The 848-nt window shown below is 48.7% G+C and carries 2 protein-coding genes; both read left to right on the top strand.

Going from position 1 to position 848, the window contains the following annotated elements; translation table 11 throughout:
• A partial coding sequence (locus A3766_RS32540; protein ID WP_197479127.1) for a phage tail assembly protein occupies nucleotides 1–106 on the top strand: 106 nt, incomplete at its 5' end.
• A 179-nt stretch (nucleotides 107–285) separates the two neighbouring features.
• On the top strand, nucleotides 286–848 hold a 563-nt coding region (locus tag A3766_RS00185; RefSeq protein ID WP_197479126.1), incomplete at its 3' end, for a hypothetical protein.

Here is an 848-nt window from a genome sequence, read left to right as displayed (position 1 = left end):
CCAGCTCTTTGCCAATTTAAGTGAGTTATCGCCCGATAATTTGTTGGAGTTGGACATGGCCGATTACGAAAAACTGCAAAAGGCCTATCAGGATTTTTTGTCTTAAACCCTCGCGATGCTCGCAGAGCTTTGATCGCCTTGGCTAGCCATACCGGCTGGCAATTATCTGAACTGTTAGAGCTTGATGGTCATGAATTGATGGCCTGGCTCGACGTATTGCCAAAACGGCCCTAATCCCAAGGTTCTAATGGTGTTAGTGCCAGTTTGTCTTTAAGGAGTGTCTTAATGGCTAACTCGTCATTTAAGTTGGCACTTCAAATTGGTGCCTCCATTGGCCAGAGTTTTCGGACATCTGTTCGTGGCTCGCAAGCGCAGTTAAACCAGTTAGGCACATCCATTAATCGTCTGAAGAATCAGCAGAGTGCGATTCGTAAAGTCGAGTTGGGCGAGGCCAATGTTGGTAAAGCGCGAGTTGCTTACGAAGCAGCTAGCCGAGAACTATCTCGTTTGCGTCGTGAGGTGGCCTCAACAGAGCAACCGTCAAAACAACTGACGCAATCTTTTGAAGCCGCTAAGCAAAAAACACAACGCTTATCTGCAGAACTGGCCAAACAGCGTGAGCGACTTCAGCGTAGTCGACGAGAGCTTCAACAAGCTGGTGTGAATACGCGAGAGCTATTGCGTGAAAACACTCGTCTTGGTGCATCACTCGATCGCTTAAGTCAGAAGTATCGCAGGTTGAATCAAGCCATGCAGGCTCAAGAAGCCAACAAGTCGCGTCGAGCAGATTTGCGTGGACAGCTATTCGATGTGGTTGCCTTAGGAGCCAGTGTTGCAGCACCGGTGAG

This window comes from Oleiphilus sp. HI0132 (assembly GCF_001635845.1).
Note: the sequence above shows the minus strand (reverse complement) of the source record. Positions and strands in the feature narration are given on the sequence as shown.